The 14,827-nt window shown below is 57.3% G+C and carries 14 protein-coding genes; 10 read left to right on the top strand and 4 right to left on the bottom strand.

The window, feature by feature from the left end; genetic code table 11:
• Positions 1 to 17 precede the first annotated feature (17 nt).
• The 3 genes from AD944_RS11310 to AD944_RS11300 form a co-directional block, all read right to left on the bottom strand.
• Entirely contained in the window at positions 18 to 869 is an 852-nt protein-coding gene (locus tag AD944_RS11310; RefSeq protein WP_236709126.1) for a cell envelope integrity EipB family protein, read from the bottom strand.
• Positions 870 to 1,000: 131 nt separating this feature from the next.
• Positions 1,001 to 2,797, bottom strand: coding sequence for an aspartate--tRNA ligase (gene aspS / locus AD944_RS11305; RefSeq protein WP_045541458.1), 1,797 nt, complete (start codon positions 2,795 to 2,797; stop codon positions 1,001 to 1,003).
• A gap of 117 nt (positions 2,798 to 2,914) precedes the next feature.
• Positions 2,915 to 3,967, bottom strand: coding sequence for a threonine aldolase family protein (locus tag AD944_RS11300; RefSeq protein WP_045541461.1), 1,053 nt, complete (start codon positions 3,965 to 3,967; stop codon positions 2,915 to 2,917).
• A 194-nt stretch (positions 3,968 to 4,161) separates the two neighbouring features.
• Between AD944_RS11300 and AD944_RS11295 the strand changes: the two genes are divergently transcribed.
• The 8 genes from AD944_RS11295 to AD944_RS11260 all read left to right on the top strand — a co-directional run bounded on the left by AD944_RS11295 (position 4,162) and on the right by AD944_RS11260 (position 10,668).
• The gene (locus AD944_RS11295) at positions 4,162 to 4,779 is read left to right on the top strand and encodes a 50S ribosomal protein L25/general stress protein Ctc (protein ID WP_006559490.1); all 618 of its coding nucleotides are present in this window, start codon (positions 4,162 to 4,164) and stop codon (positions 4,777 to 4,779) included.
• An 88-nt stretch (positions 4,780 to 4,867) separates the two neighbouring features.
• On the top strand, positions 4,868 to 5,449 hold the full coding sequence (gene pth, locus AD944_RS11290) for an aminoacyl-tRNA hydrolase (protein ID WP_006559491.1): 582 nt from the start codon (positions 4,868 to 4,870) through the stop codon (positions 5,447 to 5,449).
• The gene (ychF, locus tag AD944_RS11285; RefSeq protein WP_006559492.1) at positions 5,449 to 6,543 is read left to right on the top strand and encodes a redox-regulated ATPase YchF; all 1,095 of its coding nucleotides are present in this window, start codon (positions 5,449 to 5,451) and stop codon (positions 6,541 to 6,543) included. The genes pth and ychF overlap by 1 nt, the downstream gene beginning before the upstream one ends.
• Positions 6,544 to 6,596: 53 nt before the next feature.
• Complete coding sequence (locus AD944_RS11280) at positions 6,597 to 7,895, top strand: glutamate-5-semialdehyde dehydrogenase (RefSeq protein ID WP_166443804.1); 1,299 nt, start codon at positions 6,597 to 6,599, stop codon at positions 7,893 to 7,895.
• A 5-nt stretch (positions 7,896 to 7,900) separates the two neighbouring features.
• The gene (locus tag AD944_RS11275) at positions 7,901 to 8,569 is read left to right on the top strand and encodes a nicotinate-nucleotide adenylyltransferase (protein WP_058987980.1); all 669 of its coding nucleotides are present in this window, start codon (positions 7,901 to 7,903) and stop codon (positions 8,567 to 8,569) included.
• 95 nt (positions 8,570 to 8,664) lie between these two features.
• A complete protein-coding gene (gene rsfS, locus AD944_RS11270; protein ID WP_045541473.1) occupies positions 8,665 to 9,117 on the top strand; it encodes a ribosome silencing factor in 453 nt (150 codons plus the stop codon).
• 85 nt (positions 9,118 to 9,202) lie between these two features.
• Positions 9,203 to 9,658, top strand: coding sequence for a 23S rRNA (pseudouridine(1915)-N(3))-methyltransferase RlmH (locus AD944_RS11265; protein WP_045541463.1), 456 nt, complete (start codon positions 9,203 to 9,205; stop codon positions 9,656 to 9,658).
• Positions 9,659 to 9,792: 134 nt separating this feature from the next.
• Positions 9,793 to 10,668: a sulfurtransferase gene (locus tag AD944_RS11260; RefSeq protein ID WP_045541464.1), complete on the top strand. Its 876-nt coding sequence runs from the start codon at positions 9,793 to 9,795 to the stop codon at positions 10,666 to 10,668.
• A gap of 301 nt (positions 10,669 to 10,969) precedes the next feature.
• Here AD944_RS11260 and AD944_RS11255 read toward each other — a convergent pair whose 3' ends face one another.
• On the bottom strand, positions 10,970 to 11,905 hold the full coding sequence (locus AD944_RS11255) for a LysR family transcriptional regulator (protein ID WP_039905036.1): 936 nt from the start codon (positions 11,903 to 11,905) through the stop codon (positions 10,970 to 10,972).
• 116 nt (positions 11,906 to 12,021) lie between these two features.
• Between AD944_RS11255 and budA the strand changes: the two genes are divergently transcribed.
• Both budA and alsS read left to right on the top strand, forming a co-directional pair.
• The gene (gene budA / locus AD944_RS11250; RefSeq protein ID WP_006559500.1) at positions 12,022 to 12,804 is read left to right on the top strand and encodes an acetolactate decarboxylase; all 783 of its coding nucleotides are present in this window, start codon (positions 12,022 to 12,024) and stop codon (positions 12,802 to 12,804) included.
• Between the two features lie 71 nt (positions 12,805 to 12,875).
• Positions 12,876 to 14,564, top strand: a complete 1,689-nt coding sequence (alsS, locus tag AD944_RS11245; protein WP_045541465.1) for an acetolactate synthase AlsS — start codon at positions 12,876 to 12,878, stop codon at positions 14,562 to 14,564.
• Positions 14,565 to 14,827 lie beyond the last annotated feature (263 nt).

The following is a 14,827-nucleotide window of genomic DNA, read 5'->3' as shown; positions in this document are numbered from 1 at the left end:
TGCTGTTGGGGTAGGGGTCAGCAATGATGAGGCTTGGAGGGAATGGTCAGGCTACGAAGGGTGCCCGCCATTCTGAAATCGCCAAAGTCCATATCAAGTTTGTCTGAAACGCCATTGGCAAAATAACGCATGCCAATTTCATAATCGGGGAGAATGGCATCCTGCGCATGACCAAAGAAGGCAACATGGACCCGGCCAGCCTCCATGTTTTGTAAGGCCGGAAAGGATGGTGTGCTTTCAGGTTTTCCCCAGTGAAATGCCGTAATGTAGGTGTATTGGGCACCGTCCTCTCCCGTACCGTCAAACAGGAGGGGAGAAAAGCTTGAGGTGCCGTGCTCTGCGGCAGAGATAATGGCGGCAGTGTGCGCCATGGGGAATAGAGTGCCCGGTGGCAGCTTGAGTGTCTTACGGATGGGTTTTTCATAATGCACGACACCGCCTGCATTTTTAGGCTCCAGAGTGGCCTCTCCGCTTATGGTTTGTAAAATGGCATTGTTGGATTTCTGCACCGTCCGAAAAATCAGATGCCGTCCATCCTTGCTTTCCAGCGTTGTGTAATCTGATTCCATAGCTACAGCCCCGCCGCTGCGTGTTGCACTTTGAATGTCCAGATGCTGCTGGGTGGACCACGCGGTGCAGGCGTCATGCACGTTGTAAGTCATGGACCCAGTGGCAGAGAGAGTGTTGCCTCCTGACGATTCTGCAAGTGTCAGATCATAGGTGGCGCGTTGGGCAGTCAGAGGTATCGAGGGGGATGTGGCCTGCGGGGCAGGCTGGGGCATCTGGGCCGCGCTGGCTGTTTCAGAGGCTGTTAGAGCGGCTGCCAGAAGGCCGATTGCCAGACCGTTTTTCAGAGAAAAGCCCCTCAAGCGCAGAAAAAAATATCTGGCAGGAAAAAGGGAGGCGGGCTCAGGCAGAGAAACGCAGAATCTGGTCATGCCTCATACAAAAGAGCATCCGGCGGGCAGACGCAACCACGCCGGATGGGGAATCTCCAGTCTCAGACTTTTTTGATGGTGGGTTTCGGTTTTGGCAGGTCCAGCGCCAGGGAGAGTTCTTTCAGCCGTTCGGGCGGCACCGTGGCGGGCGCGCCCATCATCAGGTCTTCGCCCTGCTGGTTCAGCGGGAAGAGAATAACCTCACGAATGTTGGGTTCATCTGCCAGCAGCATGACAATACGGTCCACACCCGGCGCAGATCCACCATGCGGCGGTGCGCCATAACGGAACGCATTCAGCATACCACCAAACCGGGCTTCCACTTCACTTTCCGGGTAACCGGCAATTTCAAAGGCGCGGATCATCACTTCCGGCAGATGGTTCCGGATTGCGCCAGAGGAAAGCTCAATACCATTACACACAATGTCGTACTGGTAGGCGGTGATATCCAGCGGGTCTTTGGTGTTCAGGGCTTCAAGGCCGCCCTGCGGCATAGAGAACGGGTTGTGCGAGAAATCAATCCGGCCGGTTTCCTCGTTCAGTTCATACATCGGGAAATCGGTGATCCAGCAGAAGCGGAAGGCGTTCTTTTCAATCAGGTCCAGCTCTTCCGCAATGCGGGTGCGCACCTGGCCAGAGAACTTGGCAACCTCATCTCCTTTGCCTGCGGCAAAGAACACGGCATCTCCAGCCTTCAGGCCCAGCTTGGTGCGGATGGCGTCCACACGGTCAGCTTCAAGATTCTTGGCAATCGGGCCTTTGCCGCCTTCTTCCGCAAACACAATATAACCCAGGCCGCCAGCACCGGCTTCGCGCGCCCAGTTGTTCAGTTTGTCAAAGAATGCGCGGGGTTTGTCACCAGCGCCGGGGGCCGGAATGGCGCGCACTTCGCCACCATCGGCTGCAATACGGGCAAACAGACCAAAGCCGGAATTGGCAAAGTCTTCCGTTACATCGGAAATCAGCAGCGGGTTGCGCAGGTCTGGCTTGTCAGACCCATAGACTTTCATGGCGCGGGCGTAGGGGATGCGTTCAAACGGTGCCTGGCTGACCGTGCGGCCTTTGCCAAATTCCGTAAACAGGCCGGACATCACATCTTCCAGTGTGGCGAACACTTCATCCTGTGTGGCGAAGGCCATTTCAAAATCAAGCTGGTAGAATTCACCCGGAGAGCGATCAGCACGGGAGGCTTCATCACGGAAGCAGGGGGCAATCTGGAAGTAGCGGTCAAACCCGGCCACCATGGCAAGCTGCTTGAACTGCTGCGGCGCCTGCGGCAGGGCGTAGAACTTGCCGGGGTGCATGCGGGCAGGCACCAGAAAGTCACGCGCGCCTTCGGGTGAGGATGCGGTCAGGATCGGGGTCTGGAGTTCCACAAAGCCCAGATCCGTCATGCGGCGGCGCATGCTCTGGATAACGCGGGCACGCAGCAGCATGTTGCTGTGCACGCTCTCACGGCGCAGATCAATGTAGCGGTACCGCAGGCGCAGATCTTCAGGATAGTTTTCATGACCTGCTACCTGAAAAGGCAGCACGGCAGCGGCGGACTGCACCACAAATTCACGGGCGCGGACTTCAATATCCCCGGTGGCCAGATCCGGATTGCGGGTGCCTTCCTCGCGCTCCACTACATCGCCGGTGACCGTGATCACGCTTTCAACACGGGTGTTTTCAGCCAGCGCCAGTGCGGGTGCGCCTGCCGGAATAACAATCTGAGTGATGCCTGTTTCATCACGCAGGTCAATAAACAGCAGCCCGCCGTGGTCCCGTTTGCTGTGGACCCAGCCAGACAGGCGGGCTGTTGTGCCGGCATCCTTGGCGCGAAGGGCCGAGCAGCTATGGGTACGGTAAGGGTGCATTGTCTGGTCCTGAACTGTGGCCCGGCCTGCCTATCACACAGGCCCGGCGCTTTGTCTGTTATCTATATGGGCGGGAGGAAGCCGGGGAGCCGCCCAGATGTCAAGGGAAGAGGTGGATCAAGCTTGCAGACTGGCCCGGATATCAGCCGCCAGTGCCTTTACGGTCTCGGGTTTTGCATCCCACCCGAACAGGAAGCGGGCTACTCCGCCAAACATGGTATAGAATCGCCAGCCCTTTACGCGCAGCGTGTTCATGCTTTGCTCAGGCAGCAGCAGAAACACACCGTTGCTTTGTACGGGCCACGCAAGGTCAAGGCCGGTCACGCCTGCCAGTTCTGTGGCAAACAGGCGGGCGCAGGCGTTGCCATGTCTGGCGTTTTCCAGCCACGCACCGCTCTTGATCATGCTGAGCCATGGAGCCGTGATAAAGCGCATTTTGGAGGCAATCTGTCCGCCCTGCTTGGCACGCTCCGCAAAGCCGCGAGACAGCTTGCGATTGAAAAATACCACCGCGTCTCCCACCGCCATGCCGTTCTTGGTGCCGCCAAAGCTCAGGGCGTCCACCCCGGCCTGCCACGTTATGGCAGCGGGGGAACATCCCAGCGCGGCAACGGCGTTGGCCAGACGCGCGCCATCCATATGGAGGCTCAGCCCATGCTCGTGACAGGTGTCTGCCAGCGCACGGATTTCTTCTGGTGTGTACAGAAGTCCGTTTTCCGTGGGCTGGGTGATGGTGACCACCGCCGGGCCGGAAGCCTGCGGGCTTTGCGCCTTGCGGCAGCACAGCTTGATGGCGGCGGATGTCAGTTTGCCATCCGGGCACGGGGGCGTCATGAGTTTGCTGCCGCCCGTAAAAAATTCCGGCGCGCCCCGTTCGGATGTATCGGCATGGGCAATGTCGGTCGCGATGATGCTGCAATAAGGCGGGCACAGGGTCGCCAAAGCCAGCGCGTTGGCCGCTGTGCCGTTGAAGACAAAGAAAACAGCGGCATCCGTGTCAAACAGGGTGCGGATGGCATCTTCAGCCAGCCGAGTCCATGGATCGTCACCATAAGCCGGGGCCGAGCCTGCGGCAGAGGCTCGAACAATGGCGTCAAGTGCTTGCGGGCAGATGCCGGAATAATTGTCACTGGCGAACTGCTGGGGAGGAGTCTCAGGCATGGGCGGCATTCCTGCGCTGGCGGGGCGTATGACACAGGGCTGCATGGTGGCAGCCTGTGTTCTGGCTTGCATGGGGCAGGGGGCGGCGTCAATCCGGCCTGGGCAAGGGAAGCATTGCTTTCAGGGCAGATTTCCGCTAAGGGCACCGCACCGTGCAGGCACCCCTGGAGGCCTGCACGTTCTGGTTTCTAGGAGAGTACACCGTGTCAAAGATTACATCCATCGAAGCTTCTGCGCGCGCGAAGGCTGGTAAGGGGGCAGCGCGTGCGACGAGGCGTGCCGGTCTGGTGCCTGGCGTGATTTATGGTGGCAAGAAAGAGCCTGCTCTTATTGCCCTCGACCCCCGCATCGTGATCAAGGGTATTCAGGCTTCTGGCTGGCGTTCCCGCGTTTACGAAATCAAGATTGAAGGCGGTGCGACCGAACGCGCCCTGATTCGTGACATTCAGCTGCACCCGGTAAAAGATACGCCGGAACATGTTGACTTCATGCGTCTGGCTGCTGGTCAGCGCGTGACGGTTGAAGTGTCCGTTCACTTCTCTGGCGAAGAAAAATCTCCAGGCATCAAGCGCGGCGGTGTGCTGAACATTGTGCGTCACACGGTTGAAGTTGAAGCCGATGCAGAACACATCCCTGAATTCTTCAGTGTTGATCTGTCCACGCTCGACATCAACGACAACGTGCGTTGGGAAGACCTGAAGGGCACGGAAAACGTGACCCCGCTGGTACACGTGCCCAACTTTGTGATCGCCACTGTTGCGGCACCGAGTGTTGATGCAGCGGATGACGCTGAAGAAAGCACGGAAGAAGCCGCTTCCTGATAGCAGTCATTCTGTTATGGAGTGATGGTGCGGGGGTACGTGCACAGCGCATGTGCCCCCGTTTTACTTGCAAGATACAGGACCAGTGATGTTGCTCTGGGCCGGGCTCGGCAATCCTGAGCCTTCCATGCGCCGACACAGGCATAATGTCGGGTTTATGGCGGTTGACGCCATTGCAGAGCGCTACGGCTTTTCCCCCTGGCGCAATCGGTTCAAAGGTGAGGTGGCGGAAGGCCGCGTTGGTAACCAGCGTGTGCTGTTGCTGCGCCCCATGACGTACATGAACCTTTCCGGCACCAGCGTGCAGGAAGCCGCCGCTTTCTATAAAATTGCGCCCGATCAGATTACCGCCTTCCATGATGAACTGGACCTTGCTGCAGGCAAGGTGAGGGTGAAACGGGGTGGCGGGGCCGCAGGGCACAATGGTTTGCGCTCCATGGACAAAATGCTTGGCACGCCGGATTACTGGCGGGTGCGCATTGGCATCGGGCATCCGGGTGCCAAGGAGCGTGTGCATGGATGGGTGCTGGGTAATTTCACGGAGTCTGACCGGCAGGACTGGCTTGAGCCGCTGCTGGATAAAATGGCGGCCGCCGCGCCGCTGCTGGCGGATGGCCAGCCGGAAAAATTCATGACGCAAGTTGCGTTGCCAGAAGGGAGTAAGGGCTGATGGGGTTTAACTGCGGTATTGTCGGTCTGCCCAATGTGGGTAAGTCCACCCTGTTCAATGCGTTGACTGCAACGGCATCGGCTCAGGCAGCCAATTACCCCTTCTGCACCATTGAGCCCAACGTGGGCCGTGTGGCCGTGCCTGACCCCCGGCTGGACAAGCTGGCGGAAATTGGCAAATCGCAGAAGACCGTGCCCACCAGCCTTGAATTTGTGGATATTGCCGGTCTGGTGCGTGGGGCCTCCCGCGGGGAAGGACTGGGTAACCAGTTCCTGGCCAACATTCGCGAAGTAGATGCCATCATCCACGTGCTGCGGTGCTTTGAAGATGATGACATCACGCACGTTGAAGGCGGGGTGGACCCCGTGCGTGATGCGGAAATCATCGAAACGGAACTGATGCTGGCGGATCTGGAATCGCTTGAAAAGCGGCTGCCTGCTCTTCAGAAACGCGCCAAGAACCGTGATGCTGAAGCCACAGCCCAGATTGCCGTGGCGGAACCGTTGATCGAAGCGTTGAAGGAAGGTCGCCCCGCCCGCACAGCCATTCCCGAAGGGCAGGAAGAAGCCGTTCGTCGCCTGCAGCTCATGACCTCCAAGCCCGTGCTGTACGTGTGCAATGTGGATGAAGACTCGGCGTCTACGGGCAACGCGTTCTCACAGGCGGTCAAGGCTAAAGCCGAAGCGGAAGGCGCTGCGGTTGTGGTGGTGTCTGCTGCTATTGAAGCCGAAGTCAGCCAGCTTGCAGATGATGAACGCCGTGAATTTCTGGAAGGCCTCGGCCTGAAGGATAGCGGGCTGGACCGCGTGATTGCTGCCGGGTACGGTCTTCTGGGGCTGCGCACCTACTTTACGGTTGGCCCCAAGGAAACACGGGCCTGGACCATTACCGCAGGCACAAAAGCACCGCAGGCAGCCGCCGTCATTCACAATGATTTTGAACGCGGCTTCATTGCCTGTGAAACAGTCGCGTACAATGATTACGTTCAGTATGGTGGGGAGGCCGGGGCAAAAGAAGCTGGCCGCCTGCGTATTGAAGGGCGTGATTACGTTGTGCAGGACGGTGATGTTCTGCTGTTCCGCTTCAACGTGTGATCCGGTAACGTTAAGCGGCTGAGACTAACACTGGAATGGGGATGAAGGACGCCATGAAGGCGCATGAAGACGGAGAACAGAGTGTGATAACGCAGACCGTGGCCGCGTCTGCGCCGGGACCAATGACGGTTCTGGCCAAGCGGGCCCGGCTGGCAGCACGCACTCTGGCCACCACCCCGTCTTCCGCGCGGGACCGGGCGTTGTGGGCCGCCGCCGCGGCCCTGCGTGAGGCATCAGCCACCATTCTGGAAGCCAATGCCCGCGATCTGGAAGCATCAACGGCCAATGATGCCTTTCGGGATCGGCTGACCCTGACGCCGGAGCGCGTGGAAGCCATGGCGCGCGGGTTGGAGGATATGGCTGATCTGCCTGATCCGGTTGGTCGTGTTCTGGAAGAATGGACGCGCCCCAATGGCCTGCGTATTCGTCGCGTGGCCACACCTGTTGGTGTGATTGGCGTGATCTATGAAAGCCGCCCCAACGTAGGGGCAGATGCGGCTGGTCTGTGCATCAAATCCGGTAATGCGGTGTTGTTGCGCGGTGGTTCGGAAAGTCTGCACAGTGCGCGGGCTATTCATGCCGCCATGCAAGCTGGCCTGCGGGCAGCCGATCTTCCCGAAGATGCCGTGCAGATTGCCCCCGATGCGGACCGTGCCCATGTGGCTGAGATGCTGGGTGCTGCCGGGCTGGTTGATCTGCTGATTCCACGTGGTGGTCGGTCTCTGGTGGAACGTGTGCAGAAAGATGCCCGCGTGCCCGTGCTGGCCCACGCAGAAGGCCTCTGCCACACCTACATTCATTCTGCAGCAGACCCCAGCATGGCGCGGCGGATTATCTTGAATGCAAAAATGCGGCGGGTTGGTATCTGTGGGGCGACGGAAACCCTGCTGATTGATGCGGCCATTGCCCCCGGCCTGCTGCCGCTGATTGTGGCTGATCTGGCTGAGTTTGGCTGTGGCTTCAAGGCCGACGCTGCTGCGCGTGAGATTGTGCCGGATCTGCCTGCCGCGACCGAGAAGGATTTCGGGACCGAATGGCTGGACGCCATGTTGAATATTGCCGTGGTGGACGGCGTGGATGAAGCGCTGGACCATATTGCCCGCTATGGCTCCTCTCACACAGAAGCCATTGTCACGTCTGATGAAGCAGTAGCGAACCGCTTCATGAATGGTACGGACAGCGCGGTTGTGATGTGGAATGCCTCCACCCAGTTCTGTGATGGCGGGGAATTTGGGTTTGGCGCTGAAATCGGCATTGCCACAGGTCGCTTCCATGCACGTGGTCCGGTGGGTGTGGAGCAACTGACCACCTTCCGGTACGAAGTGCTCGGCACAGGACAGGTTCGGACCTGATCTGGGTGGGCGGCCAGGACGCTATTCCAACTGCGGGAGATCTGCGGCGCGCGCGTATCGGGTTGCTGGGGGGCTCCTTCAATCCGGCGCATGAAGGGCATCTGGCCATTGCCCGTCGGGCGTTGCGGGCGCTGCGGCTGGATCAGGTGTGGTTTATGGTCTCGCCCGGCAATCCTTTGAAGGCAACGTCCGGTATGGCGCCGTTTGTTCAGCGGCTTCAGTCGGTCGCGCGGCTGGTGGATGGCCATAAGCTGGTGGCAACGGACATAGAAGCCCGACTCGGCACGCGCTATACGGTTGATACCATCCGCAAATTACAGATGCGTTTCCCCCATGCACGGTTTGTGTGGCTGACCGGAGCAGATGGTCTGGCCTCCCTGCCGCGCTGGAAAGGCTGGCGGCAACTGGTGCGGTGTGTGCCCCTGGCCGTTATGCCCAGACCGGGGCAGAATAATCGCGCCTTGCATGGGGCAGCGGGGCATTATATGGCGCACTGGCGCATACCGGCCCGCCGCGCAGCATTGCTTGCTGATCTCCCCCCCCCAGTATGGACTTTTCTTCCGGGGCGACAAAACGGTATATCTGCAACATCAATTCGTCAGAATGGTGGATTTGGGAGCTCTGTCGGCTCTCTCGTCCCGTCTGGCAGGTCACACTCAGGAGAACGATCATAACCACCAATCCCCCCGCCGAGAAACCGAAACGCACACGGTCTTCCACGGCAACCGCCAAAGCCGCTGCCGCCAAGGCGCCGTCCGCCAGCCCGGTTGTGGCTGGTGCTGCTACAAGCACGGGCTCTGTCCGCAAGAAAGCCGCGGCCTCCGGCCCTAAGGGCAAGGTCAAGCGTGAGCCTGTCTCTCCCGACGTTCTGGCGCAATCTCTCACCCTCATCACCACCAGTCTGGATGATGATAAGGCCGAAAACATTGTGGTCATCGATCTTGCCGGTCGGGCCTCATTTGCGGACAAGATGGTGATTGCTACCGGTCTGGCTGATCGTCAGATTGCCGCCATGGCGCAGCATATCGAACGCAAGCTCAAGGAAATCGGCATCAAGCGTGTGCTGATCGAAGGGGCTAACGGATCAGACTGGGTGTTGCTGGATACGGGCGACATCATTGTGCATCTGTTCAAGCCAGAAGCACGCGAACTCTACGGTCTGGAAAAAATGTGGGGCGCGGAGCTGGATGACGGCAACGCAGAGGCTGTCCCCACAGCCTGAGTCTGTTTTCTGTGACGTGTGACCAGATGTTTCCGACCCTGTTGCTTCATGCGCCTGACGCCCAACCAACCTTGGGGAGCACTCCATGAGGCTTGTTGCGGTTGGGCGCATGAAGGACAAGGCCGAACTGGCGCTTGTGGAGCGTTACCTCAAGCGCCTGCGCCCCCGGCTGGATATTGTGGAACTGGCTGACGGGCGCGGCAGCCCTGATGAAATCAAACGCCGGGAAGCACAGGCCATTCTTGCGGCGTGTCCTCCTCAGGCATTTCTCATCGTTCTTGATGAAGCCGGACGCTCCTTCAGTAGTCCGGGTTTTTCAGAAGCAATGGCGGAGTGGTCTGCTCTTGGCCGCCCGTTATGCTTCGTCATTGGCGGTGCTGAGGGGCTGGATGCCGCTGTTATTGAACGCTCTGATGCAAAACTGTCTTTTGGCACACTGACATGGCCGCACATGCTGGTACGGATCATGCTGGTGGAGCAGATCTACCGTGCGCAGGCCATTGCCGCAGGGCATCCCTATCATCGTTCCGGACGCCCCTGATCCTGCCTTCTGTTTTTATGATGAAACTGTACAGCCAAGTGCGGGCATAGCGGCTTTGTGATCGCCCCCCTGCCGGGCGAAGAAGACATCTTATAGGGATAAAGCCTCCTTTCACATGAAGATGGAAAAGCGCGATGCCAGCAGAGGTTCTTTATTCTCCTGAGCATGTTCGCGCTCTGATCAGCCAGAATGATGCGTTGCTGATTGACGTGCGGGCAGAAGAAGATTTTGCCAAGGAGCATATTCCGGGTGCAGTCAATATGCCGGATATTTTCACCTATCTGGCAGAAACGTCAGAGGAAGGGCTCAGCAAGCTTCAGCAGACATTTTCCACTCTGTTTGCGGATTACGGGCTGGATGGCAGCAAAAAGGCCATAGTGTATGAAGATGCGCTTCATACCCGCTACGGCGCATCATGCCGTGGATACTGGATTCTCAGTTATTTGGGTTACCCGCAGGTTGGTATTCTGGATGGCGGGTTGCAGGCATGGCGTGCGCAGGGAGGATCTCTGACGGCGGAGCGTACGGTTATTACGCCCTCCCAATTCCCCCTGAAGGTCAACACGGCATTGATGGCAACACGGAAAGACGTATTTGCCGCTCTGGAAAACCCTGGCATCAAACTGCTGGATAACCGTGACAAAGTGGAATGGCTGGGCGAAAGTTCCTCCCCTTACGGCGTGGATTTTGCCCCGCGCAAAGGCCGTATTCCCGGTGCGGTCTGGATAGAATGGTACGATTTCATGCGTGTTGACGCAGAGCAGTCGGCTTTCAGGTCTGCCGAGGATATTCGTGCACTGGCGGCATCGCGTAATCTATTCCCTGAAGATGATATTATCATCTATTGTTTCAAAGGAGCACGCGCAGCCAATACTTATGTGGCGCTGGCGTCTGCGGGTTTCCAGAAACTGCGCATTTACATGGGGTCCTGGAATGAATGGTCCCGCGATGAAAGCATGCCGATAGAGGACGGTCTGCCGCGCGCTTCCGTGCCGTATCACCGTCAATAAGAGGCTGCTTGTTGAAAAGTCTGCCAAGTTAGGTCTGGCGAGTCTTTTGGGGTTGAATGATCTGGGGTGTCAGCTGGATGGCACTGCATCGTGCCGCCAGACTAATCCGCCTTTCGTCTCAAAAATCCTTCGCCATCCCGTAACGGCTGACTTTTCAATGCTTACTCGGAAAAGCGATGAGAACCTGTCAGATCACTCTGGCAGGTTGAAAATTGTTTTGAGGCAGCACGTCCTGATTTGCTGGAGCAGGTCATTTAAGCCCCCATTTCGGTAAGAGGCGGAATGGGTGATGTTCCGTGTTTTAGAAACCGGAAGCGGGAAACTGTGCTTCCGGGCTCATTTTTTCCCATTCTCGGCAAGTTGTGCGCAGAATTTTCACAAAGCGGCTGACAATAGGCATGTTCTGGCCAGACCGAATGGCGACGGCAAGGGTGGCCCGTGGTGCGGGTTCGCTGATGGTATGGAACGTGACCCCGCCCGCATGAATCTGGCACAGGGAACGCGGCACAACTGAAACGCCCATCCCAGCGGCAACCAGCGGAACCGTGCCGGCAATCTGCGGTGCCTGCTGCCCCAGGATGGGTGTGACCCCGGCCAACTGATAGGCCGAAAGAATGGCATCATGAAAACCGGGGCCTAGTTCACGGGGAAAGATGATCAAAGGATCATCCGCCACCATGTCCAGACTGATAACAGGCTCTTCTGTCAGCCGATGACCACGGGGCAGGGCGATAACAGTCGGTTCATCCAGCAGATGCGAAACGGAAAGGCGCGCGGGATCAGGCACGGGAGGGCGAACAATGGCAATATCCGTACTGGACTCGTGCAGTGCGGCACACAGGGCCGGTGTATTGCTTTCTTCCAGAGAGAGGGTGACATCCGGGGCAATATCCCGAAAAGATCTGATGGCAAGAGGGATAACCGGAAGAAGCGGTACTGCTCCCGCTAGCCCGAGCCGGATGTGCCCGACTTCCCCGCGGGCGAGTCCTTCGGCTGTGACCTGAAACTGGTGCTGCAATTCCAGAATGGCGCGTGCGCGCGGAATCAGGGTTGCGCCAATTTCCGTCAGTTTTACACCGCGTGTCTGCCGTTCAAACAGTTTTACGCCCAATTTCTGTTCAAACTGGCGGATTTGCTGACTTAATGGGGGTTGTTCCATACCCAGTTCTTCAGCAGCACGGGTAATACTGCCAAGATCAGCTACTGTTACAAAGTAACGCAAGTGTCGGATGTTCATGTCGCATATATAATATGTATGGATAATGGGTTCAATATATATTGGAACACTTGGTTGGCTTGTTATAACTTTTTCTCACAAATCTTAATCAGCAAGAGTGTGAGACGGTGCGAAGCATGAAAAACAGCCCGGTGACCGACATGGATGTCCGGTCTTCCGCCTTGGGAAATGGTGTCAGCAAAAAGCCCGTGGCAAACCGCCTGTATCAGACCTCCACCATGGCAGCGTTGCTGGATGCTGTTTATGATGGCGAAACCACTCTGGATGAACTGCTTCAATACGGCAATTTCGGGCTGGGGACGTTCAACGCGCTTGATGGCGAAATGATTGTCACGGAAGGGGTGGTGCGCCAGTTCCGGGCTGAGGGTCTGGCAGCGGAAGTGCCTGGTTCTTTGAAAACACCCTTTGCCTGCGTCACCTATTTCGAACCGGAAAAAACGTTCAACATTGATCGTCCGCAGACCAAGGAAAGTTTTGAAGGCCTGGTGGACAGTCTGGTTGGGAACCCCAACCTGTTTGCCGCCGTGCGTTTTACCGGTGAGTTTGAGCGGGTGGATACCCGGACGGTCTTCTGCCAGTGCAAGCCATACCCGCATATGCTTGAAGTGGTGAAGAAACAGCCGACCCTCACCATGGAATCTGTAACCGGCACCATGATCGGTTTCCGCACGCCTGTTTACATGCAGGGTGTGAACGTTGCTGGTTACCACCTGCATTTTCTGACGGAAGATCAGAAACGTGGCGGGCATGTTACCGAATATCGGCTGGTGCGTGGGCAACTGGAAGTTGCCACGATCTCCGACCTTGAAATCAAGCTGCCTCGCACCGAGCAGTTTGCTCAGGCCAATCTGAATCCTGAGCACCTGAGCGAAGCCATTCGGATTGCTGAAGGCGGCTAACTTCCTTTTCTAACCACCGGAATCTGCAAAACAGCAAGTTCTGGTGGTTATTCTTTCAGGATCTTACAGTCATGACGAAAAAATCTGATCACGCTGCACAATGCGGCGCGGAGCTTATTGTCCAAAATCTGGTGGCCCACGGCATTACGCATGTCTTTGGTATTCCAGGGGCCAAGGTTGACCGCCTGTTTGATGCGCTGGTCGATTCCCCCATTACTACGGTGGTCACCCGGCATGAACAGAACGCTGCTTTTATTGCGGGTGGTCTGGGGCGTTTGACGGGCAAGGCTGGTGTAGCAATTGCAACATCCGGCCCAGGCGCCTCAAATTTTGTAACCGGCCTTGCAACTGCCAATTCAGAAGGGGACCCGGTTCTGGCTATTGGCGGTGCCGTCAAACTGGCGGATCGCCTGAAGCTGACTCACCAGACCATGGATACGGTCAGCCTGTTCAAGCCCATTACCAAATACAGTGCGGAAATTACGACACCGACGGCTATTTCAGAAGTCATTGCCAATGCCTTCCGTTTTGCGGAAAGTGGTCGGCCGGGCGCATCTTTTGTCAGCACACCTATGGATGTTCTGTCCATGCCTGCTGATGCACCTGTTCTGGCAGATCGGGCCGTGCCCAAAACGGGTCCGGCCTCGGCAGATGTTGTGGCTGAGGCAGCTAAACTTCTGAAAAATGCAGCCCGCCCGGTCGTGTTGCTGGGCATGCTGGCCAGCCGTCCGGATGTTGCAGAGGCCATAAGAACGTTTGTGAAGGAAACCGGTGTTCCCGTTGTGGGCACCTATCAGGCGGCGGGTGCGGTTTCTCATGAACTGGTGGACCGGTTCGGCGGGCGTGTTGGTCTGTTCCGCAACCAGCATGGTGATCAGCTTCTGCATGAAGCCGATGTTGTGGTGACAATTGGCTACAACCCGGTGGAATATGATCCGTGGCTGTGGAACGTGAATGATGCCCGCAAGATTATCAATATTGATATTGTCGCGGCAGAGCTGGACAACGCCTTTGTGCCTGTTGTTGAACTGGTGGGGGATATTGCCCCGACAGTGAAAGCTCTGGCCAAGGAAACCGGGAAGCTGGATCGTGCGCCGGAACTGGAAACCATTCTGGAAGGCTACAAGGCTGCTCGCAGTTCTGCGCTGCTGAACGCCCGCAGCACCAGCAACAATGCTGTGCATCCGCTCCAGATTGTACGTGAACTTGAACAGTTCGTCACATCGGACATGACGCTCTGTCTGGATATGGGCACGTTCCATATCTGGCTGGCCCGTTATCTGCTGTCCTTCCGGGCGCGGCAGGTGTTGATCAGCAACGGCCAGCAGACCATGGGGGTCGGCCTGCCGTGGGGGATTGCGGCTTCTCTGGTTAATCCTGCGGAAAAAGTGATCTCCATTTCCGGTGATGGCGGGTTCATGATGTCCAGCATGGAGCTGGAAACCGCTGTGCGGCTGAAGTGCAATCTCATCCATATGGTCTGGATTGATCAGGCCTATAACATGGTTGAAATGCAGGAAAAGAAAAAATACGGTCGTGGCTCTGGCGTGGATTTCGGGCCGATTGATTTTGCAAAATTTGCAGAAGCATGCGGTGCCAAAGGCATTACCGTCAATTCTGCGGACGGTGTCGGCAAAGCCCTGCGTGACGCCATGGATGTTCAGGGTCCGGTGGTGATTGCCGTGCCGGTTGATTACTCCCACAACCATCTGCTCATGCAGCCGCTGGCCCAGTTGGGGGAAACCTCTGCGGCAGCGTAAAGCCTGTTCTGGCCCAAACGCATATTGTTTTACTGTTTCTCCGCAGCGCTTCCTGTTATAACACACAGCGCTGCGGTGTTTTTAAATGCATTGAGGGAGAGAATACCTCTCCCTGATGTCTTTCCTGCGCCCGGCTGCGTAGTATGAAAGACCTTGATCCGTGCAGATGTCGCCCCCCGACTTCACACAGCATTTTCCTGCTTCTCCTTGCAGGCCAGCAAACCCCTGTGTTGCTGGCGTGTCCTTGGCTATCCGGCTTGACG

The organism is Acetobacter tropicalis, from assembly GCF_001580915.1.
GTDB classification, from domain to species: domain Bacteria; phylum Pseudomonadota; class Alphaproteobacteria; order Acetobacterales; family Acetobacteraceae; genus Acetobacter; species Acetobacter tropicalis.
Note: the sequence above shows the minus strand (reverse complement) of the source record. Positions and strands in the feature narration are given on the sequence as shown.

Bases quoted from the DNA above. Each gene is read 5' to 3' on its own strand.
- AD944_RS11300 (WP_045541461.1), bottom strand. From the start codon at position 3,967: ATGCCGCCCATGCCTGAGACTCCTCCCCAGCAGTTCGCCAGTGACAAT.
- pth (WP_006559491.1), top strand. From the start codon at position 4,868: ATGTTGCTCTGGGCCGGGCTCGGCAATCCTGAGCCTTCCATGCGCCGA.
- AD944_RS11260 (WP_045541464.1), top strand. From the start codon at position 9,793: ATGCCAGCAGAGGTTCTTTATTCTCCTGAGCATGTTCGCGCTCTGATC.
- aspS (WP_045541458.1), bottom strand. From the start codon at position 2,797: ATGCACCCTTACCGTACCCATAGCTGCTCGGCCCTTCGCGCCAAGGAT.
- AD944_RS11255 (WP_039905036.1), bottom strand. From the start codon at position 11,905: ATGAACATCCGACACTTGCGTTACTTTGTAACAGTAGCTGATCTTGGC.
- ychF (WP_006559492.1), top strand. From the start codon at position 5,449: ATGGGGTTTAACTGCGGTATTGTCGGTCTGCCCAATGTGGGTAAGTCC.
- AD944_RS11280 (WP_166443804.1), top strand. From the start codon at position 6,597: ATGAAGGCGCATGAAGACGGAGAACAGAGTGTGATAACGCAGACCGTG.
- AD944_RS11265 (WP_045541463.1), top strand. From the start codon at position 9,203: ATGAGGCTTGTTGCGGTTGGGCGCATGAAGGACAAGGCCGAACTGGCG.
- alsS (WP_045541465.1), top strand. From the start codon at position 12,876: ATGACGAAAAAATCTGATCACGCTGCACAATGCGGCGCGGAGCTTATT.
- budA (WP_006559500.1), top strand. From the start codon at position 12,022: ATGAAAAACAGCCCGGTGACCGACATGGATGTCCGGTCTTCCGCCTTG.